Source organism: Prauserella marina, assembly GCF_002240355.1.
GTDB lineage: Bacteria > Actinomycetota > Actinomycetes > Mycobacteriales > Pseudonocardiaceae > Prauserella_A > Prauserella_A marina.
On the sequence record NZ_CP016353.1, the window covers coordinates 2,167,859 to 2,186,056 of the forward strand.

The 18,198-nt window shown below is 66.0% G+C and carries 17 protein-coding genes and 2 CRISPR repeat arrays (1 of these 19 running past the window's edge); of the genes, 5 read left to right on the top strand and 12 right to left on the bottom strand.

The features are described from left to right. Window positions 1-5: 5 nt before the first annotated feature. Window positions 6-1,259 carry an SLC13 family permease gene (locus BAY61_RS10035; protein ID WP_091795465.1) on the top strand — a complete coding sequence of 418 codons (1,254 nt, stop codon included), beginning with the start codon at window positions 6-8 and terminating at the stop codon, window positions 1,257-1,259. Here the strand turns inward: BAY61_RS10035 and BAY61_RS10040 are convergent. The 3 genes from BAY61_RS10040 to BAY61_RS10050 are packed head-to-tail and all read right to left on the bottom strand — an operon-like array spanning window position 1,246 to window position 3,064. Beyond that, window positions 1,246-1,650: an arsenate reductase ArsC gene (locus BAY61_RS10040; protein WP_091795468.1), complete on the bottom strand. Its 405-nt coding sequence runs from the start codon at window positions 1,648-1,650 to the stop codon at window positions 1,246-1,248. The two genes, BAY61_RS10035 and BAY61_RS10040, sit on opposite strands and share 14 nt — an antisense overlap. Beyond that, complete coding sequence (arsB, locus tag BAY61_RS10045) at window positions 1,650-2,705, bottom strand: ACR3 family arsenite efflux transporter (protein WP_091795471.1); 1,056 nt, start codon at window positions 2,703-2,705, stop codon at window positions 1,650-1,652. Before arsB ends, BAY61_RS10040 begins: the two co-directional genes overlap by 1 nt. After that, window positions 2,702-3,064, bottom strand: coding sequence for an ArsR/SmtB family transcription factor (locus BAY61_RS10050; RefSeq protein ID WP_091795475.1), 363 nt, complete (start codon window positions 3,062-3,064; stop codon window positions 2,702-2,704). The genes arsB and BAY61_RS10050 overlap by 4 nt, the downstream gene beginning before the upstream one ends. Window positions 3,065-3,150: 86 nt before the next feature. Here BAY61_RS10050 and BAY61_RS10055 point away from each other — a divergent pair, with 86 nt between their 5' ends. After that, window positions 3,151-3,582, top strand: coding sequence for an ArsI/CadI family heavy metal resistance metalloenzyme (locus tag BAY61_RS10055; protein ID WP_091795478.1), 432 nt, complete (start codon window positions 3,151-3,153; stop codon window positions 3,580-3,582). On the opposite strand, the gene pdxR is transcribed toward BAY61_RS10055, so the two are convergent. Continuing rightward, complete coding sequence (gene pdxR / locus BAY61_RS10060; protein ID WP_211323444.1) at window positions 3,579-4,973, bottom strand: MocR-like pyridoxine biosynthesis transcription factor PdxR; 1,395 nt, start codon at window positions 4,971-4,973, stop codon at window positions 3,579-3,581. The two genes, BAY61_RS10055 and pdxR, sit on opposite strands and share 4 nt — an antisense overlap. A 57-nt stretch (window positions 4,974-5,030) precedes the next feature. Here pdxR and BAY61_RS10065 point away from each other — a divergent pair, with 57 nt between their 5' ends. The 3 genes from BAY61_RS10065 to BAY61_RS33770 all read left to right on the top strand — a co-directional run bounded on the left by BAY61_RS10065 (window position 5,031) and on the right by BAY61_RS33770 (window position 6,949). Further along, a complete protein-coding gene (locus BAY61_RS10065; protein WP_176879472.1) occupies window positions 5,031-5,483 on the top strand; it encodes a carboxymuconolactone decarboxylase family protein in 453 nt (150 codons plus the stop codon). 57 nt (window positions 5,484-5,540) lie between these two features. Beyond that, a complete protein-coding gene (locus tag BAY61_RS10070) occupies window positions 5,541-6,725 on the top strand; it encodes an MFS transporter (RefSeq protein WP_091795481.1) in 1,185 nt (394 codons plus the stop codon). A gap of 92 nt (window positions 6,726-6,817) precedes the next feature. Beyond that, complete coding sequence (locus tag BAY61_RS33770; protein WP_256327925.1) at window positions 6,818-6,949, top strand: hypothetical protein; 132 nt, start codon at window positions 6,818-6,820, stop codon at window positions 6,947-6,949. Between the two features lie 503 nt (window positions 6,950-7,452). Continuing rightward, window positions 7,453-8,152: a CRISPR direct-repeat array (repeat unit 28 nt; unit sequence GGAACACCCCCGCTCGCGCGGGGAAGAC). 153 nt (window positions 8,153-8,305) lie between these two features. On the opposite strand, the gene cas2e is transcribed toward BAY61_RS33770, so the two are convergent. From cas2e to BAY61_RS10110, 8 genes are read right to left on the bottom strand one after another with little or no spacing between them, the layout of a single operon-like run. Continuing rightward, window positions 8,306-8,659: a type I-E CRISPR-associated endoribonuclease Cas2e gene (gene cas2e, locus BAY61_RS10075; protein ID WP_091795484.1), complete on the bottom strand. Its 354-nt coding sequence runs from the start codon at window positions 8,657-8,659 to the stop codon at window positions 8,306-8,308. Further along, the gene (cas1e, locus tag BAY61_RS10080) at window positions 8,656-9,621 is read right to left on the bottom strand and encodes a type I-E CRISPR-associated endonuclease Cas1e (protein WP_091795486.1); all 966 of its coding nucleotides are present in this window, start codon (window positions 9,619-9,621) and stop codon (window positions 8,656-8,658) included. Before cas1e ends, cas2e begins: the two co-directional genes overlap by 4 nt. Before the next feature lie 2 nt (window positions 9,622-9,623). After that, the gene (cas6e, locus tag BAY61_RS10085) at window positions 9,624-10,289 is read right to left on the bottom strand and encodes a type I-E CRISPR-associated protein Cas6/Cse3/CasE (RefSeq protein ID WP_091795489.1); all 666 of its coding nucleotides are present in this window, start codon (window positions 10,287-10,289) and stop codon (window positions 9,624-9,626) included. After that, the gene (gene cas5e / locus BAY61_RS10090) at window positions 10,286-10,984 is read right to left on the bottom strand and encodes a type I-E CRISPR-associated protein Cas5/CasD (RefSeq protein ID WP_091795492.1); all 699 of its coding nucleotides are present in this window, start codon (window positions 10,982-10,984) and stop codon (window positions 10,286-10,288) included. Before cas5e ends, cas6e begins: the two co-directional genes overlap by 4 nt. Continuing rightward, the gene (gene cas7e, locus BAY61_RS10095) at window positions 10,981-12,105 is read right to left on the bottom strand and encodes a type I-E CRISPR-associated protein Cas7/Cse4/CasC (RefSeq protein ID WP_091795496.1); all 1,125 of its coding nucleotides are present in this window, start codon (window positions 12,103-12,105) and stop codon (window positions 10,981-10,983) included. The genes cas5e and cas7e overlap by 4 nt, the downstream gene beginning before the upstream one ends. Further along, window positions 12,102-12,749 (bottom strand): type I-E CRISPR-associated protein Cse2/CasB, encoded by a 648-nt coding sequence (casB, locus tag BAY61_RS10100; RefSeq protein ID WP_091795499.1) that lies wholly within the window; start codon window positions 12,747-12,749, stop codon window positions 12,102-12,104. The genes cas7e and casB overlap by 4 nt, the downstream gene beginning before the upstream one ends. Then, a complete protein-coding gene (casA, locus tag BAY61_RS10105; RefSeq protein ID WP_091795501.1) occupies window positions 12,746-14,407 on the bottom strand; it encodes a type I-E CRISPR-associated protein Cse1/CasA in 1,662 nt (553 codons plus the stop codon). Before casA ends, casB begins: the two co-directional genes overlap by 4 nt. Then, a complete protein-coding gene (locus tag BAY61_RS10110) occupies window positions 14,394-17,189 on the bottom strand; it encodes a CRISPR-associated helicase/endonuclease Cas3 (protein WP_091795504.1) in 2,796 nt (931 codons plus the stop codon). Before BAY61_RS10110 ends, casA begins: the two co-directional genes overlap by 14 nt. A gap of 405 nt (window positions 17,190-17,594) precedes the next feature. After that, window positions 17,595-18,198: direct repeats of the CRISPR family, unit length 29 nt; unit sequence GGGACCACCCCCGCGTGTGCGGGGAAGAC (it continues 35 nt past the right edge of the window).

An 18,198-nucleotide genomic window follows, 5' to 3' on the forward strand; every position in this document is an offset into this window, starting at 1 on the left:
CGCACATGACTATGGCAGTCGTGTCGATCATCGTCCTGGTCGCCCTCTTCGCGGCTACCCTGATACCCGCGTTCGATCTCGGACTGGGTGCGCTGGCCGCGGCTTTCGTCGTGGGCCTCGCGGCGGGGGTGCCCGCCGACGAGGTGACCGGGTTCTTCCCAGCCGACTTCTTCGTCCTCATCGTCGGGGTCACCGCCCTGTTCGCCGTTGCCCACCTGAACGGGACCCTCGACTGGCTGCTCGGGCTGTTGCTGCGGCTGGTCGGCGGCAGGCTGGCGCTGGTGCCTTTGGTGCCGTTCGTGATCGGCGCCGTGCTGACCGCGGTCGGCACCCTGCCCGCGGCCGCGACCGCCATCGTCGCCCCGATCGCGCTGGGACTGGCCGCGCGGTACGGCATCTCGCCGCTCGTGGCGGCGGTTCTCGGCATCACCGGCATCATCAGCGGGCTGCTCTCGCCGCTGGCCGTCTACGGGGTGACCGCTCGCGAGCTCAGCGCGAAGTTCGGCATCGAGCTTCCCGGTTCGGCGCCGGTGGCCTTTCTGCTCGGCGGGTTGCTGACCGGGCTCGTCGTTTCTCTGGTGTGCTTGCTCATCGGCTTGCGCACCGGTGCCGTTCCTCGTGGCAGGGTCGCGGGGGACCCGCCGCCGGAGAGCGGTACCGCGCCGGTGCCGGCGACGAAGAGCGCAAGGGTGCTCACCGTGCTCTGCCTGCTCGCCGTGGTCGTGCTCTCGGTCGGGTTCGAGATGAACATCGGCTATCTCGGCATCACCGGGGCTCTCGTCCTGCAATTGGTGCTGCGGCTGGAGCCGGGCGCGGTGGTGGCGAAGATCCCATGGTCGGTGGTCCTGTTGATCGGCGGCCTGCTCACCTATGTCGGCCTGATGCAGCACCTCGGCGCTTTCGAGCAGATCTCCGACCTGCTGCGGGTCGAAGGTTCAGCGGCACTGAGCCTGCTCGTGCTGTGCTACATCGCCGGCATCACGTCGTTCGCCGCCAGTTCCATCGCGGTGTTCGTGACGGCCATGCCGCTGCTGCCGCCGCTGGTGGAGGCCGGTGTCTCCCCGGTGGGCGGAGTGCTGGCCATCGCGCTGGCCTCGGTGCTGGTCGACATCAATCCGCTCGGCATCACCGGAGGACTGATCCTCGGCGCGGCCGAACCCTCGGCGAGGCCACGGTTGTTCCGGCAGTTGCTCACCTATGGACTGATCTCGATCGCCGTCGCGCCAGCGCTCGCGTGGCTGGCGTTCAGCTTCTGGTGAGCAGGTCCGTGAGCAGTTCCTGGACTTTTCGGTCGATGTCGTCCCTGATCGGGCGGATCTGTTCGGCGGTGAGTCCGGCCGGGTCCTCCAGTCGCCAGTCGAGGTAGCGCTTGCCGGGGTAGACGGGGCAGGCGTCGCCGCAGCCCATGGTGATCACGACGTCGGCCGCGCGCACCGCGTCGGTGGTCAGTGGTTTCGGGAACGCCGTGGTCAGGTCGATGCCGATTTCTCCCATGACCTCGATGACCGCGGGGTTGATGTCGTCGGCGGGGGCGGAGCCAGCGGAGCGCACGACGACCCGGCCCTCGGCGTGATGGTCGAGCAGGGCCGCTGCCATTTGTGAGCGGCCCGCGTTGTGCACGCACACGAACAGCACTTCCGGTGTGGTCATCAGGAAACCTTCCTCGCGGCGGCCCTGCGGCGCAGGGCAAGAGAGACGTAGACGAGGGCGACGAGTACCGGGACCTCGATCAGCGGGCCGACGACCCCGGCCAGTGCCTGTCCGCTGGTGGCACCGAAAGTGGCGATCGCGACGGCGATGGCGAGCTCGAAGTTGTTGCCCGCCGCGGTGAACGCGAGCGTGGTGGTCCGCTCGTCGCTGAGTTCGAGCGCGCGGCCCAGCGCGTAGGAACCTGCCCACATGAGGCCGAAGTAGGTCAGCAGTGGCAGCGCGATCCGCGCTACGTCGAGTGGGCGGCCGACGATCTGCTCGCCCTGCAACGCGAACAGGACCACGATGGTGAACAGCAACCCGTACAGCGCGATCGGTCCGATCCGGGGCAGGAACGTGGTTTCGTACCATGTGCGGCCTCGCGCGCGTTCCCCGATGCGGCGCGTGAGATATCCGGCCAGCAGCGGGATTCCGAGGAAGATCAGCACGCTCTTGGTGATCTGCCAGCCCGACACCGACAACGTCGTGGTGTCCAGTCCGAGCCAGCCCGGCAGCACCGAAAGGTAGAACCAGCCCAACAGGCCGAAGGCGATGACCTGGAACACCGAGTTGAGCGCGACGAGTACGGCGGCGGCCTCGCGGTCGCCGAGGGCGAGGTCGTTCCAGATGATGACCATCGCGATGCAGCGGGCGAGCCCGACGATGATCAAGCCGGTGCGGTACTCGGGCAGATCCGGAAGCATCAGCCACGCCAGCGCGAACATCAGTGCCGGTCCCAGGACCCAGTTGAGGACCAGAGAGGACCACAGCAGGCGCCGGTCGCCGGTGACCGTACCGAGCCGGTCGTAGCGGACCTTCGCCAGCGGCGGGTACATCATCACCAGTAGCCCGAGCGCGATCGGCAGCGAGATCCCGTCCACGCTCACCGCGTTCAGCGCCGTGCTCAGGCCGGGGATCGACCGACCCGCGAGCAGGCCGACCGCCATGGCCGCGGCGATCCACACCGGAAGGAACCGGTCCAGCTTCGAGAGCTGCCTGGCGACGGTGGTGGTCACGCCGGCACGTTCTGCTCGCCGGGTACCAGCACGGCCGAGAGGCGGGCCAGCACCTCGGGGTGCACGCGGTAGTAGACCCAGGTGCCCCTGCGCTCGCCGGTGATCAGCCCGGACTGCCGCAGCACCTTGAGGTGGTGCGAGATCGTGGGGCCGCTCAGGTCGAAAGCGTCGGTCAGATCGCAGACGCACGCCTCGCCACCGGAGTGCGAGGCGATCAGCGACAGCAACCGAAGCCGGACCGGGTCCGCCATCGCCTTGAACAAACCCGAGAGCTCGGCGGCCTGCTCGGCTGACAGTGGTTCCCTGGCCAGCGGGGAGCAGCACGCGTCGATCGCGGTCAGCGGGAGTTGCTTCGGCATGCCGCCTATATTGACATTCATCTATCTAGAAGGCAATCTAAGTCTCGTTCGCTGTTTAGATGAATATCTATCCAAGGAGGATGTCAATGTCTCGTGTGCAGATCGCCCTGCGAGTGGGGGACCTGGCCGCATCGATCGACTTCTATACGAAGCTGTTCGGGGTCGAGCCCTCGAAGCTGCGGCCCGGCTATGCCAACTTCGCCATCGAGGATCCCGCGCTCAAGCTGGTGCTGATTGAGGGCGAGCCGGGGCAGGCCACCGTCATGGATCACCTCGGCGTCGAGGTCGGCTCCACCGGTGAGGTCGAGGCGGCCACCCAGCGGCTCACCGGTGAAGGACTGGACACCCTCACCGAGGACGACACCACCTGCTGCTATGCCGTGCAGGACAAGGTGTGGGTGCACGGTCCTGGCCAAGAGCCATGGGAGGTCTACACCGTCAAGGCCGATTCCCAGGACTATGGCACCGATAGTGCCGCTCCGGCCGCGTGCTGCACCCCGGAGGCAAAGGCGGGTTAGCCATCGGGCAGGGCAAGGCAGAGCGCGTCCAGCGCGGCGGTGAATCCGTGCTCTGGTGGCGTCGCATAGCCGATGACCACGCCGTCGCGTGGTGGCATCGTGCTGGCGGGGTGGCGATAGGGGCCAAGCCCGTCGAGCGCGATGCCGAGTCGTCGCGCGGCGCGTAGCGCGGTTTCCTCGGTGCCGGGCGGGAGTTCGAGGACAGCGTGCAGTCCCGCCGCGATACCGCTGACACCGATGTGCGGTGCGCGCTCGGCGAGTGTGCCGACGAGCTGTTCCCTGCGCCGCCGGTAGCTTCGCCGCATCCGGCGCAGGTGCTTGTCGTAGCCGCCGCTGGCGAGGAAGTCGGCGAGCGTGAGCTGATCGACGACGCCGGACCACAGCTCCCGCTCTCCCTTGGCCCGCAACACATCGCCGACGAGCGCGGGCGGCAGCACCAGCCAGCCCAGCCGCAGCGCGGGGGAGAGGCTTTTGCTCGTCGAACCGAGATAGACGACATGGCCGGGGTCGAGGCCCTGCACCGCGCCGACCGGCTCCCGGTCGTAGCGGAACTCGCCGTCGTAGTCGTCCTCAAGAACCAGCCCGCCGGTCGCGCGGGCCCAGTCGATGACCTCCGCGCGCCGTCGCGGGTGCAACGGGCCGCCGGTGGGGTACTGGTGTGCCGGGGTGAGCAGGACCGAGGTCGCTCCCGTGCCGGGCAGTTCATCGACCCTGGCGCCGTGCGAGTCGATCGTCAGGGCGACGGTGGAGGCCCCCGCGTCGTTCAGGATCGACCGGTGGAAGGCCAGCCCGTAGGACTCCGTCGCGATCGGACCTCCGAGCACCTTGGCCAGCAGCCTCAGCCCGTGCGCGAAGCCCGAGCACACCACGATCCGGTCGGCCTCGGTACGCACACCCCGTGCCCGCGCGAGGTATTCCGCCAGCGCCTGCCGCAGTTCGGGCCTGCCGCGCGGGTCACCGGCCCCGAACGCGTCGTTCGGGGCGGCCGTGAGCGCGCGGCGGGCTGAGGAAAGCCAAGCGGCACGCGGAAAAGCGGCGGCATCCGGAGAGCTGGGAAGCAGGTCGTGGACTGCTTTCCGGGGCGCCGGTCGACGCGCGCGCCGGGTGGTGTCGGGTTCCGGCGGGGTCGCGCGCCGCGCGACCCTGGTGCCGGATCCCTGGCGGGAGGTCAGCCAGCCCTCCTCGGCGAGCTCGGCATAGGCGGCGGCGACGGTGTTGCGCGCGATGCCCAGGTCGAGGGCGAGGCCGCGGTAGGACGGCAGCCGGGTATCGGGAGCGAGGCGGCCGGAGCGGATGGCTTCGCGCAGCGCGTGCATGAGGCGCGCGCGAATGCTTCCCTCACCGCTGAGCTCAAGGTGGAGGTCCGTGCCCTGCTCGTCCAATTGACCCATCCATTCAGTGCTGGAATGAACCATGGTTGGGGTCATTTTCGCCCATAGTGTCGAGCCATGACAACCTTCCAGGTGCCTGAGCGCATGAACTTCTCCGCTGTCGCCCCCAAGATCCTCAAGGCCGTGCTGGCCCTCGACTCGGCCGCGAGGCAGGGCCTCGACCCGGTACTCGTCGAGCTGGTCCAGATCCGTGCCTCGCAACTCAACCGCTGCGCGTACTGCATCGACTACCACAGCACCGACGCCCGCGAGGCGGGTGAGACGGAGGAACGGATCTACCAGCTCAGCGCGTGGCAGGAAGCCGGTGTCTACACCCTGCGGGAGCGGGCGGCCCTCGCGCTGACCGAACACGTCACGCTGCTGCCAGGCGGTGTTCCCGACGAGGTCTACGACAGGGCCGCCGAGCACTTCGACGAGGCCGAACTCGCGCGGCTCATCGCCGTGATCTTCACCGTCAATACCTGGAACCGCATGAACGTCACCACCCGCAAGACACCGGGAACGCCGTAGCGGCACCGGCACCGACGGTCCATTTCGGATGGTCATCGTTTTCTCAGAGAGGCAGCCGTGAGCACGCTCGACACATCCTTGCCCGCCACCGGCGGGCACTCGCCGGTCAAGGGCTGGCTCGCCATCCTGGCGGTGACCCTCGGCATCTTCGCGCTGATGACCTCGGAGCTGCTGCCGGTAGGACTGCTCACGCCGGTCGGTTCCGCGCTCGGTGTTTCGGAGGGCACCGCCGGATTGATGGTGACGATTCCCGGGCTCGTGGCAGCTGTGTCGGCTCCGCTGGTCACCGTGGCCACCGGCCGCGTGGACCGGCGGGTCGTGCTGGCTGTCCTCATCGGACTCGTCGGAGCGGCCAACCTCGTCTCCAGTGTCGCCACGAGCTTCGCCCTTGTGCTGGTCGCGCGTTTCCTCGTCGGCATCAGCGTCGGCGGATTCTGGTCGCTTGCCGGTGGTATCGCGCTGCGGCTGGTGCCGCCCAAGCACGTTCCCCGCGCCACGGCGGTGATTTTCGGCGGCGTCGAGACCGCGTCGGTCCTCGGCGTTCCGGCGGGCACGTTCCTCGGCGACCTCAGCGGCTGGCGGACGGCGTTTGCCGCCGTCGGCGTTCTCGGCCTGATCTCGCTCGCCTGTGTCGTATTACTGGTGCCGAAGCTGCCAGCCAGGAGGACGATCGGTTTCGTGGACCTGCGCGACCTGTTCACGGGCAACCGCGGGGTGCGAAAGGGAATCACCGTGACGTTTCTCGTCATCACCGGCCATTTCCTCGCCTACACGTTCCTCAGACCGATACTGGGTGAGGCCGGGGTCGAGGCCAAGGCGACCGGCGCGCTGCTGCTGGCCTTCGGTGTCGCCGGAATCTGTGGCAACTTCCTCGCCGGTGCGCTGATCGGCAACCGGCTTCGCCTGACCGTCACGGGTATCGGAGTGCTGCTCGGCACGGCCATGGTCCTGCTCGCCGTCGTGGAACTCACCACGTTCACCGCGGGCGCGATTCTCGTACTGTGGGGTCTCGGCTACGGAGCGGTGCCGGTCACCGTCCAGACCTGGATCATCAAGGCGGCGGGAGAGTCGACGGAGGCCGCGTCGTCGCTGAACACGGCCGCGTTCAATCTCTCCATCGCGCTGGGCGCGCTAGCGGGTGGCCTTGCGATCAACCACGTCGCCACCACCAGTGTGCTCTGGATCGGTGCCGCGCTCGTGATGCTCGTCCTGCCGGTCGTACGGTCCGGCGCGAGAGCGTGAGCCGCGAGGCATGGCGTCTCGTACTCTGCGCGGCGGCCGGGTAGTCGTCTGGCGTTTCTCCCGTTTGTGTTGGGCGGTGCCGGTATCGGGTCATGTTCCAGGGTCACTACAAGATCGGGGTGATTATTCCCTTGCGGCTGCTCGTGATCGCGCTGGTGGTTCGCAAACGACATCGGAAGCAGGCCGAGGCTCAGGATGCCGTCGCGCGGCCGCCGTATCGCTAGGCCGGCTCCTGGCAGGATTGTCCGAAGTGGACCGGGTGTACTGGGAGGGTTTCCCAGGCTGAGACGTGCGCTGTAGCGAGTCTTGGTGAGGTGCTGGGCTGCGCCACCCGCAGGGAAGACGCGCTGGCTGGCAACGCGTGCGATGTGTTCAGACCACACCCGGGTCGCCTTGGAACGCCTCCACGTGGCTGTGGTGCGGTGACTGCGGATCTCGCTGGGCCGAGTGCGGATCTCGCCGACCTGAGTGCGGATCTCGGGGGCCTGAACGGGGGACTCGCGAGCACGAGCGCGGGACTCGCGGAGTCAGGCCGTGGTGGCCTGGTCCCACTCGCGCGGGGAAGACGCCACACGGATGCACCGTTGACCCGGGTGCTCCGGGCGGGCAACACCCCGCTCACGCGGGGGAAGACACCGTCCATGGTGATCTCGACGCGTTCTACGCCCGGAACCCCCGCACGCGCGGGGAAGACCTGGAGAAGGACCCGGCGCAGGCCGAGCGCTTCGGAACACCCCCGCTCGCGCGGGGAAGACCATCCGGCGGAAGTACGCCGTCAGGATCGACCTGGAACACCCCCGCTCGCGCGGGGAAGACCCTGTCCTTCGGAGTAGCCGCCGAACAGGAGGCGGAACACCCCCGCTCGCGCGGGGAAGACGATATCAAGTTGCCGCGTAAGGCGACTCCGGAGGGAACACCCCCGCTCGCGCGGGGAAGACGGTTGGATGTGCGTGAGGTCGCGGCGTGACGCGGGAACACCCCCGCTCGCGCGGGGAAGACCCGGGTAGCAAACTCCATGCCGGGATTGTGACCGGAACACCCCCGCTCGCGCGGGGAAGACAGGTAGATCGCAAGAGGGTCCAACCCGAAGTACGGAACACCCCCGCTCGCGCGGGGAAGACGGGGCTTTTCTGGCTGTGCTGCACGGCATGCGGCGGAACACCCCCGCTCGCGCGGGGAAGACCCCGGCACTGACTAGCCTCCGTCGCGGCAGCGAGGAACACCCCCGCTCGCGCGGGGAAGACATGAAGATGGCCGTCCTCAAGGTCGTCTCCGAGGGAACACCCCCGCTCGCGCGGGGAAGACTATGGGTTGATGATCGCGCGACACCGTGATCCCGGAACACCCCCGCTCGCGCGGGGAAGACGCTGGATCAACACAGCGGTGTTGATGGTCGTGGGGAACACCCCCGCTCGCGCGGGGAAGACACTTCCTGACCAGCGACTTTACCTCGCCCTGAATCGATTATGTGTGACTGAGTTGATCTTCCTTGGGGTATGGCCGACGTCAATGCGACCGTGCCCAGACGACATCGCCCCTCCTGCTCGGGCCATCCCTGCCGGGCAACGGTCCCAGCCGAGTCAACGCCCGAATTTCCGGCGCCGGGCGGCGGTGCTCCAGCCGGTCGGACGTGGGGCCGGACTCTGGTCCACATCGGACGTGGTGTTGGGCCGGAGCATGAGGTTGACGCCCTCGAAATCCACTGGTTCCCAATTATGGTGGTGGACGGAAAAGGCGAGACCTTGCTCGTTGTTGGCGGAATACACCATGATCGCGCGTCCGCTCTTGACCATGTCGACGACGCGGACCCACACGAGTTCACGGACCCGCGCGTTGATCGTGCCGACAAAGACACCGGGCGAAATTTCCAGCAGCCACCGCGTGAGGTGCCCACGCAGGCCGGTGGGACACGCGGCGACGACGATGACGGTCATAGGTCGGGTACTTCCGGATAGGACACTCCGCCCTCGACCTCTCCGTCATCGTAATCCCACAGCATGACGACATCCGGCCCGTCCAGCGCATCTGGGCCGTACTCGACCGGCTCCTCGTCCTCGCCCCGCAGGAGGTCCTTGACATCGCTGACGCAACGTTCGAGGAACGCGTGCCGCCTCAGGTAATCGCGAACGGCCCTGCGCGTTTCCGCCCCGACGTCCATGGGCTGCGCCGTCGCTATGTCGAACGCGATCGGGATGGCGATATCGGCTTTGTAGAGATCGGCGATGTCGAACACAAAGGACCGAACATGTCCGGTGTGGACGAACCCGAGACCAGGTGCGCATCCCAACGCGACTATCGCCGCGTGGACAACACCGTAGAGACTCGTGTTGGCTGCTGAAAGTGCTTGATTGACAACGGTTCCGCTGTCAAAATCGGCGCTGTCATAGTCGCGTCGCGTCCATTCGATCCCGGTGCGATTCGCATTCTCCCGGTAAATGCGCCGCACCCGAGCGCCTTCTTTACCTCGGAGTTGTTGCATACTCAAGCCGGTCGTGTCGTCGTCGGGAAAGCGCATCGCATACATCCGCCTGGCCACGTGAAGCCGGGATTGCCGGTCGGACACCAACGCGGCCTGTGCTTCGAGCAGCCGGGAGGAACGGGCCAGCGAACGACCGTGGGCGTAATAGCGGACACCATGCTCGCCCACCCAGACAGCCGTGGAACCGCTCTCGGCGAGCAGGACCATGGCCTGCTGGCTCACGGTGGTACCGGGCCCGAGCAACAGTGCGCCGAGTGTCGCCGCCGGTATGTGAACCGTTCCGCGGGCGTCGTGGGCGGTAATGGCGTTCGCGTCGCGATGGACGACGCTGTGTTCGAGATAGATGAAGGTCAGCCGATCTTCCGCTCGGGTGAGCTGAGAAAGCGGGACAGGCTTCGCGCCGGGAATATCGGGCACGGCTATCTCGCCGCGGCGAGAGTGAGCAAGCCGCAACCGTAGCCTTTCGCGGGGCCGATTCCGTTTATGAGGGCGAATCGGAGCGCGGCGGGATCAGTGACTTCCAGCGTCCCCTCGAACACGACCGTCGCGATGGTGACCGTTTGCCCGCTCCTGGTGAACTTCCACGTGTGCCTGCCTTGGACGGCGACGTCGGGTTCCTTGCTTTTGCCTTCCACGACGGCGAATCCGTGTTTCTGGACACGGTCGAGCAGCCATTGCGTCTGCTGGGCGACGGTGACGTGGCCGAAACGCTGCGATCGGCTCGCTGTTTCGGATCTTCGGCGGGACTGAGCAGGATTGGCGGTGAGCCGGAACGTCCAGCGTTGCCCCGGCGCGAGGCGAGTCAGTAAAGGATCGTAGTCGCGAGTTTCCCATTCTCGGATGCGCGGCCAGCCGGTTTCCTCGACGAGGTGGGTGAGGTCGGGGCGATGAGGACTGACCATGTACAGCAGCGTCTGATGAGGACGACTGTCCAATCTCCATAGAATTCGTCCGTCCTCAGCAGACTGGGTCAGTTCGCTGGGAAACGACGACAACACGGCGGCATGCAACCGCTGAGGTGAGGAAAGCAACCAACGGGTGCCGCGGCGAGCGGTGTTGAATTCGTATCGAGTGAGGTGGCTCATGTGACATCTTCTGGCAGTAAGTCCATCGGTTCGTGGGCGTAGTCGGGGTTGGTAACGCCAGCGACGCTGTCGGGGAGTACCGACCGCCAGTCATGCTTGCGGTGACGGGGATCGAAGCTCGCCGGGTCGTCGCGGACAAGGATGCTGCCGTCCGTGCCCGCCTCGCAGTCGATCACGGTTTCCAGCGTCACCAGGGAGTCTCGCCTGGCTTTCCGCACCCGGGAGGTGGCCTGCCACGGCTCATTTCTGAAGACCTCGGCGATGGTCCCCTCGCGAATAGCCAGGACGAGGGGGCCTGTCGGCGGACACGAGCGTCGGCCGAGGAACAAGGGGAACGCCGGGCGCCGCAGGGATTCGTTCAGTCCGTCCAGTAGCTCGGGTTCGCCCTCGATCGCGACAAGAAACACCGCGTCCGCAAGGTAGAAACGATATGACAGCGGCATGGATTCCGACCTGTCGACGCTCTGCGCGGTCTGGAAGTCGCGTTCGATCTGCCCCGCCTGCTCGATCCGGACACCAAGCCGCAACTGCCGGAGATCGGCGATGGACTCGGTGCGGCGACGCCCTTCGGCCGCCGCGAGCAAACCGATGATGCCGCTCTTGCTGGGGACGCGGTCGGTGTTGCGGCGCGAGAAGCGGCTGCCGGTGCCCCAGGATTGCAGGGGCGCGGCCAGCCGCAGCAGCAAGACCGTCATGATGTTCCCAGTCGCTCGGCGACGAGTTCGCTCAGCGCGGTCGTCGCGGACTCGAAGGACGTACGCGACGCCAGCCCGGTCAGCACCTCCGCGCGTTCACCGATGCCGACACTCCAGCCCGCGACCGGTGTCTCGTCATACGCGGCGTGAAGGTCGGTCCCGTAGCCGACCAGCCGGGTGAGGGCGCTGCCGATCCGCCCTGAGGATTCCCGCTCGTCGACGACCTCCTCGAACGCGCCGACAAGGTTCATCGACTGCGTGTCGCGGACGAGGATCAGCACGGCATCGGGCAGAGTGCGGTTGGCGAAGGTGTTCTGCTTGCCGGTAGGCATGCTCGTGACGAACGAGCGTGCGAACGCCACCACGGCCCGGCGAGTGGCCTCGACGTCGCCAAGGTTGTCCCGCAATCGATCGACGTCGACCGTGGCGTAGCGGTAGAGAGTGGACGAGTTGAATTCCACCGTGCCGATCATGCCCGCACCGGCATCCTCTTCCTCATCGGCGCGCTTGTGGTCGTCCACGGCGGTGTAGTAGTCGTACTCGTTGCTCACCTCGTGAACACTGAGCGCGTGCGCGACCTGGGCGGCGGCGTCGACGTTGAGGTCGGCGTCGTCGGCGACCATCCGCCCGAACAGCGCGATATCCACGGAGTGCTGCCGGTCCGCCCGTGCTTTGGCATCCTGTTTGGATACTGTGCCGTCGCCGTTGTGTGCGGCATCGACGGCGAGTTCGGCGAGGGCTTCGATCTGGTTGTTGCTGAGGAACAGCAGGTAACCCGCCTCTTGAGGGGCGTCTTTCTTGCGGGCAGCCTTGAGTTTGATTCCCGCTTTGCTCAATACCTCGGTCGCCAGTTCTTCGGCCTGGTCGACGAGGTCGGTGTCCTGCTTCTGGATGCTTTCGGTGAGCAATTCGACGACCCGCTTGGTGCGCATGCCGAGTTCGCTCAAGTCCAGAAAGGACGAGAAGTCGTCGCGGGTGGCACGTTTCCACGCCTGGCTGGAGACTCTCGCCCGGCGTTTTCCACCGTATACAGCCGTTTTCGGACTTCCGGTGTCGTCGCGGTTGATGTTGCTCGGTGGGACGGTCTGGATGACGTGAATGTCTACAATAGTGCGATTCATGAGTTCTCCGGGGTGGTGTCGGTGGTGTCGGTGCGAGGCTTGGCGTCGCGTCGGCGCATGATGTAGAACTCGCGGCTCCAGACCATCCTCACCTGGTCCTCGCCGCGCAGTTGCCAGCGCACAAGTTTCTCGGCAAGCAACCCGTAGTCCAGCGGAACGCTCTCTCCGCGCAAAAGCTGGATGATTCCGCGAAGGTGGTGCACGAGTTCGCCGAGGCTGTCGGAGGTGCTGAAAGCCTGGAACCTGGTGATAACGGGGTGCCGGTCAGGAAAGGTGTGGTCGGCGATGAGCATGCGAATCGAGCGGCCGAGTTCGTACTGTGGACCTTCGTGGTGCATGGCTTTGTTCTGGGCCTGCTGGTGTAGCGCGTAAAGGGTGAGGCTGTGGTGCGCGGCGAACTCGCCGACCGTGGGTTGATCGCGATTCACCTCGTGCTCGCGGACCAGTTGGTCGTCGAGGGTGTAGGTGAGGATGTCGCCGATTTCACCGGGAGGTTTTCCGACGCCACGGCGAAGCCGTGCCAACGCGGCCACCGCTTCGGGGCGGTCGCGCAGCGCCTCGCGTTGCAGTCCTTTGACGCGCTTATTGACCACGTCCCTGGTGATGCTGCCGATCCAGGGCTTGTTCGGTCGCACCTGGGTCATGAGGAACTCCCTTGCGGTCCACGGTCGAAGGCCATCGGTATTGCCTTGCTCAGTGCCAGATAGAACCAGGACTGGGCGTGCGCGGCGGTCACGAGCCGTCCGCCGACCTGACGGCCGGTGATGGCGACTGCGGGAGCACGCGCCAGGATGTCGTCGCCGAGAGGGTCGATCTCCTGTTTCACGTTGTGGTGCCATTCCCGCTGAGCTTGCGTCGGGTCGGTTTTCGGGCCAAGTCCAGGAATCCACTTGCGGAAGGCGATATCGAGTTGCCCGTAGGCCAGCTCTGTCGCGCGGTCCCTGTCGGACACGTCCGAGGGATTGGCCCCGGAAGGTTTCGGTGGCGATTTTCCCGCGGCCTGTGCGACGTTGAGCGCCAACTGCCCGAGCGCTCGTGCGGCTTGCTCCGCGGCCGAAACACACGACAGTACGGTGCCGACGAGTTCGACGGCATCCTGGCGCAACAGGACCGCATGGAGCGAGAGGGCGTCGTCGACGATGTCTTCGGTCACCGCGTCTTTGCTGCCGTACTTCATGCCGACGGTGCGCAGCCGCAGTGGGAAGTCACCGGGCAGTGCGCCTTCGAGCGTCAAACCGCTCACCCAGTCCAGCACAACGGCAGTCAGCCCGGACGCCGCCGTCGCGTTCTGGACGCTGTTCTCGAACGCGGCGGGAAGCAGGGATTGCAGACCGCGCCAGATAGCTCGCGAAGGGTCATGCTGACGTGGCATGTAGACCTGAGGCAAGCGGTGCTGTTTCTCCTGCGCGGCGCTGCGCCGCCACGCGGTCAGCGGCTCGTCGTTGTGCCTGTTCTTGGTGTCGATCGCCTCGCCGTTGCAGATCAGGACACTGGTGACCTTGCCGTTGTCGGGGACGAGGCGGATTCTGCGCGCCTGCCAGGTGTAGAGATCCAGTGGTCCGCTCGGGTCGCGTGTGCCGCCCGGAAGGGCGACAGGGCGTTCCCATGCGGGCAGGTCATCGCCTGGTGAACGGGCGGTGTCGCCGAAGTCCGAGGCGATCAGGTTCAACAGCAGTGTATCGCGCAATGTCGCGCCTTCGACGAGCACGCTGCCGACCCGTCCCGCCCATCCGGTTCCGATCGGGTATCCGCGCCCGCCTTTGGTGCGTGGATCGTCGACCGGCCCGGTCTTGATGCCGGACGGATCGAACGCTTGGCAGTGCACCACCCAGCGGGCGGCCTCGGCGAACGACAGCGACAGATCGCTGCCCAGCCGAGTGGTGAAGAATGGATGTCCATTGGGGACGTCCGCGATGAGCTTGCTCAGTTCAGCGGTTTCACCTTTGGCTGTCCGCAATCCGGCAACCTGGAAGAACGGGGTCTCGGGATGGAAGAGGGCGAACCGGTCTCGATGCGAGTCGAGGTAGTCCTCGATCCGCGCGTGGGGAAGTTCCTTGCCGGACCAGAGCTGTTCCCAGTGATCGAGGTCGCGGGGTCCGCCGACCGCGCGGTGCAGCACGGCCAGCAATAGCCGGAGTAAGGCGACGTCCTGGGTCGCCAGGTCACCGGAGATCGCGACGAGGTCGTGTGCTTTTCCGAACACCTCGCGCAACGACAGTTCCACGGTCTCGCCGGAGATGGTGCGCACGGGTAGCCACGGTTCAGTCAGCAGGTCGAACGGGTGACTGTCAGATCCGGTCATGGAGCAGTCCCTTGTGGAGGTCGTAGGTGAGCAGGAAAGTCTGGTCGCCCGCACGGATCCCGGTCTGCCGGTTGTCGTCCAGGGCCAGGATGAGCTGCCCCGCCAACATGGGTGTCGCGCGGAAGCTGTCGGGATGTGCGTCGTGTTCGAGCGCGGCGATCACGGCGTCGATGACCCCGGGGTGAGACAGGGCGAGCGGCAGCCGCAGGGTGCAGGCCGCGACCACGCGGGCATCTCGGCTGGGCACGGGCTCGTCCAGAGGCAGCTGAATACCCGCGCCCCGTTCGAGCCAGTCAGCGGTGCGCAGTCCGCCATCGTGGTCGCGTTGCACCACAAGGACTTCGAGTGATTCCGCGCCATCCCGAACCTGCGCCAACCCTTGTTGGCTTTCGCCGTCTCCCACTCCGGCCCGCAGCCATCCGACGAGGCTCCTCTCGGGTGAATCCGGGTCACCGAGCAAGTACGTCGCCGCACGGTTCACGCGTTCGACGGCGTCGGCCGAGGCACGCTTGGCGGCATCGGCCATTTCCGGTTGCCAGCTGGCCGGGCCGAGAGGAGTGTCCGCGTATGCGTCACGCACGAGACTGGGAATGTCTGTCGGCAAGGTGACCGTGCTGCGGTCGGTGAACAACGCGGCCGACCGCAGTAACGGATGCTCGCGATACACGCGGCGCGACCCCGTGACCGCCCGCACTGGGAACGCTGCCCAGTCCTCGACTCCGGTGATCGCGCAGCGCGGAAAGCGCACACCCGGTGGCCGGTCGCGGAGGTGCCGGTGGAGGCGGCCCATCCGCTGTAGTACCAGGTCCGCGGGCGCCAGGTCGGTCACGAGCAGATCGAAGTCGACGTCCAGTGACTGTTCCAGGACTTGTGAGGCGACCACGATGTGAGTCGAGGGCCTGGAATTGTCCCGAGTGGACGGTCCAAATCGGTGGACGAGGTCCTTGTCGATCCGGGACCGGTCGCAGGCAAGGAAACGCGAGTGGTTCACCGTGATCGCGTTTTCGCCGAACTCGGCGGCCAGCCGGTCCGCGGTTTCCTGAACCCGGGTAACGGTGTTGCGCACCACGGCCGCGCAACCGCCGTCGGCGAGGTGCGTGCGCAGGTAGGCCACGAGTGTGTCGAGGTCGTCCGGTAGCCGGTCGAGGGTGACCTCCGGCCCGGCGTCCGCGTGGACGGTACGGACTTCGCCGCGTGAACTGAGGACGGCCGGATAGCCCACGTCGGACTCGTCCGGTATCACGGCGCTGGTGCCGCTGCCTTCGCCGTAGGCGTGGAGTAATTCGGCCCTGCGGGCCGGAGGCAGCGTCGCCGACAACAGCACCACCGGAACGCCGTAGGTTCCCAGCCAGTGCAGGATGCGGTGCAGGTATTGCGACATGTAGACGTCGTAGGCGTGGACTTCGTCGATCACCACGACCTTTCCGGCCAAGGCAAGGTGCCGCAGCATTACGTGGCGGCTTTTCAGCCCGCCCACCAGAATCTGATCGATCGTGCACACCGCGAAGGAGGCGAGAAGCCCTTTCTTCCGTCCACGGAGCCATTCATGCACGACGACGTTCTCGTCGTTGCTTTCGCCGACGTCGGCGAACCGGCCACGGCGCATCAGTCCGGCGTACTCGTCGTTCAACGACGCCTTGCCGTGCGCCAGCACCAGCGAGATGGCTGTTGAATCGTTGCTGGGCAAAGCTTTTATCCACTCACGGACCCGCGAGAACATCGCGTCCGTCGTAGCCTGGGTCGGTAATGCGATCAGCACGCCACCAGCACCGGAGGTGTGTGCCAGCTCCTCCGCCGCGACCAGCGCCGCTTCGGTCTTGCCAACTCCCATTGGCGCTTCGACGATCACCATTCCTGCACCGCGTATCGCCCGCGCGACCTCCGTCATCGCGACCTGGACGGGGCGTGCGTGAGAAACTTGCGGAAAGCGAGTACGGAACAAGTCCTGGATATCCGGACACGGAGCGACGGGAAGCCACCGAGGTGGCAGATCCAACTGTTCCCATGCTTTTTCGACCCGAGCGGCGGTGGTTTTCCGGTCAGGAAGCCATGGTTGGCGATCGGCCGTGGAAATGGGTTCGAACGGGAAGAAATCCTCGTTTGAGGCTATCCAGTCCGCCATGATGACGACTGCGGTCAGCAATACGAGACTGGATTTGGACATGCGCGACTCGGATAGTGAGGTGAGAAGTGACGGCTCGCATACGACACCGGTCATGTGACGCAGAATTGCACGGCGCGCATCTTGCCAAGCTGTGTCGCCCGCCAAATCTGGACGCCGGGTGACGAGACTCAGCTGTGTTGGTTCTGGAGCCACGCCGTGGTGACTACCTACGACTGATGCCAATTGATTCGCCAGGCCGCGACTGGGAAGACCTATTTCGTGTGTCAGCCAATCCCGTACCGCGAGGTGTCCCACGAGTCCATGTGACACCTTTGAGCGGTCAGAATCCTTTGCCTGCAATGGATTCATCGCGAGTCCGTGCCGGGTCATCCTGTTTGTCAGTTCCGGGACCTGAACCGCGAAAGCCGGGCTCGCCTTGCCGACGTCGTGTATTCCGGCAAGCCAAACGACGAGAGTCGAAGCGGTGACCGGTGACCCTTCAAGGTCGCGTTCGAGGAATGACCTCGTCTGATGAGGAAGCCATTCGTCGACGATGAGGCGAGCTACGCCGGCACTGTCTTCCAGGTGCTGTATCAGCGGCAACCATCGTTCGACAATTCCGTTCTGGTCGCGCGTTGTCTTCCCCCAGGGCGACAACCAGGCAATACCGTTCGACATGCGTCCCTCAGTGGATGGTGTCGAGCAATTCGGTTTTCGGGATCTGATGCGGGTATATCTCACCAGAAGGAACAGGTGTTACTCGGTTCTTCCGTGGTGACCAAAGCGTGATGTAGTCATTTCTGACCAGTCCGAGGCGTATCCGGTGATTTCTTGTGGTGTCGCAGTAGTGCTGTCGGATGATAACGAATTTCGGGAGCGTGCTGGTTTATTTCTAAGGGTGATTGGGTAGGGAAATTGCGGTCGGCCGGGCCTTGGGGAGAGATGCTTACAGCGCTGGAGGTGATGGAGGCGGCGCGGGCGCGCGAGGAAGACAGAACGTGGGTGAGTAACGGGACTTGAACCCGGACCGCCCCGCGGGTGTGGGGAAGACCTGCTCGTCGTCGACCAGGCGAAGTACTTCAACGGACCACCCCCGCGTGTGCGGGGAAGACTCAAATTGCCGTAACGGCGGGACCCGTGCTGCCAGGACCACCCCCGCGTGTGCGGGGAAGACTGGAGCGGTGGCGCGGCGTCGGACTGAGGGCGCGGACCACCCCGCGTGTGCGGGGAAGACTCGGAGGGCACCGGCGCGTTGATCTCGGCAACGGGACCACCCCCGCGTGTGCGGGGAAGACGACCGCGAATACGTGCGCGGGCTCATGGCCGAGGGACCACCCCCGCGTGTGCGGGGAAGACTACATCAAGGGAATCAACACCTGGAAGAACCAGGGACCACCCCCGCGTGTGCGGGGAAGACTACGAAACCCAACAGAAACTGCTGTTCCTGTGGGGACCACCCCCGCGTGTGCGGGGAAGACGATCGTCGATGGTGTCCGGTCGGTCGTAGAGACGGACCACCCCCGCGTGTGCGGGGAAGACCCGCTGCCGAAGGTGCTCGTGTACTGGGAGTACGGACCACCCCCGCGTGTGCGGGGAAGACGTGTCCCGAACCACTACCGCGCGTCCTATGTGGGGACCACCCCCGCGTGTGCGGGGAAGACGATCCTGGGGCCGACCGGCTCGCCTT

What these genes read in the sequence shown, in the direction of transcription:
- BAY61_RS10035 (WP_091795465.1), top strand. Translation starts at nt 6, where the DNA reads ATGACTATGGCAGTCGTGTCGATCATCGTCCTGGTCGCCCTCTTCGCG.
- BAY61_RS10040 (WP_091795468.1), bottom strand. Translation starts at nt 1,650, where the DNA reads ATGACCACACCGGAAGTGCTGTTCGTGTGCGTGCACAACGCGGGCCGC.
- BAY61_RS10050 (WP_091795475.1), bottom strand. Translation starts at nt 3,064, where the DNA reads ATGCCGAAGCAACTCCCGCTGACCGCGATCGACGCGTGCTGCTCCCCG.
- BAY61_RS10055 (WP_091795478.1), top strand. Translation starts at nt 3,151, where the DNA reads ATGTCTCGTGTGCAGATCGCCCTGCGAGTGGGGGACCTGGCCGCATCG.
- pdxR (WP_211323444.1), bottom strand. Translation starts at nt 4,973, where the DNA reads ATGGGTCAATTGGACGAGCAGGGCACGGACCTCCACCTTGAGCTCAGC.
- BAY61_RS10065 (WP_176879472.1), top strand. Translation starts at nt 5,031, where the DNA reads ATGACAACCTTCCAGGTGCCTGAGCGCATGAACTTCTCCGCTGTCGCC.
- BAY61_RS33770 (WP_256327925.1), top strand. Translation starts at nt 6,818, where the DNA reads ATGTTCCAGGGTCACTACAAGATCGGGGTGATTATTCCCTTGCGGCTG.
- cas2e (WP_091795484.1), bottom strand. Translation starts at nt 8,659, where the DNA reads ATGACCGTCATCGTCGTCGCCGCGTGTCCCACCGGCCTGCGTGGGCAC.
- cas6e (WP_091795489.1), bottom strand. Translation starts at nt 10,289, where the DNA reads ATGAGCCACCTCACTCGATACGAATTCAACACCGCTCGCCGCGGCACC.
- cas5e (WP_091795492.1), bottom strand. Translation starts at nt 10,984, where the DNA reads ATGACGGTCTTGCTGCTGCGGCTGGCCGCGCCCCTGCAATCCTGGGGC.
- cas7e (WP_091795496.1), bottom strand. Translation starts at nt 12,105, where the DNA reads ATGAATCGCACTATTGTAGACATTCACGTCATCCAGACCGTCCCACCG.
- casB (WP_091795499.1), bottom strand. Translation starts at nt 12,749, where the DNA reads ATGACCCAGGTGCGACCGAACAAGCCCTGGATCGGCAGCATCACCAGG.
- casA (WP_091795501.1), bottom strand. Translation starts at nt 14,407, where the DNA reads ATGACCGGATCTGACAGTCACCCGTTCGACCTGCTGACTGAACCGTGG.
- BAY61_RS10110 (WP_091795504.1), bottom strand. Translation starts at nt 17,189, where the DNA reads ATGTCGAACGGTATTGCCTGGTTGTCGCCCTGGGGGAAGACAACGCGC.